This is a genomic window from Flavobacterium collinsii, from assembly GCF_902804485.1.
Lineage (GTDB): Bacteria > Bacteroidota > Bacteroidia > Flavobacteriales > Flavobacteriaceae > Flavobacterium > Flavobacterium collinsii.
Genome location: NZ_CADCST010000196.1, coordinates 1 through 629 on the forward strand (window position 1 = coordinate 1; position 629 = coordinate 629).

Sequence of the window (629 nt, forward strand, 5' to 3'; positions counted from 1 at the left end):
GTTCTCTTTAATTGCGTCATCTTTAGTCTGTTCTTTTTTTATATATAATACAAACTTTGAGGTTCCAAATTTAACGACTGGTACATACAATTTTAGTGGTGTTAAATTATTGTAATCAATTGATTGTTCTGTTTTAGTATCCATGTATAACATAAAATCGTATGCCCCATCATCATATGAACTGAAGTATACTTTTTGTCCATCAGTTTGCCCATAAATAGTGGTTGAAATACGTTTTGAACTTGAAGGATCTCTTGTAAGTTTTTCAACTCGCATCATTTTTTCGAAACTATTACCAATTACATAACAATATTGACGATAAATTGTAAAAGAAAAAAAAGGAGTCAATAAGCAACAAATAAGTACAAGTGCATAGTAAATTTTTGTAATTTTCATCTTCATTAATTTAAATTGATTTTAAATGGAGGTACCTCAGCTTTGATATCTTCAAAGACTTTTTTTACTTCCCTGGACGGGATTACAGAATAACCTCCATGGGTTAAAATCAATCATCACAAATTCTTTTTCTTGTTGTTCTATTAAAACAATGCCTCCAGGGGAATTGTACAGTTTGTTAATTTTTTAAAATACTAAAATAATATCCTTTGTGGATTTAAAAAGTATTTTTT

1 protein-coding gene is annotated in these 629 nt (G+C 28.3%); it reads right to left on the reverse strand.

Annotation, left to right across the window (positions count from 1 at the left end; translation table 11 throughout):
• The coding region (locus FLA105534_RS23635; RefSeq protein ID WP_173968525.1) for a hypothetical protein at positions 1 to 396 on the reverse strand (396 nt) is incomplete at its 3' end.
• Between the last annotated feature and the right edge of the window lie 233 nt (positions 397 to 629).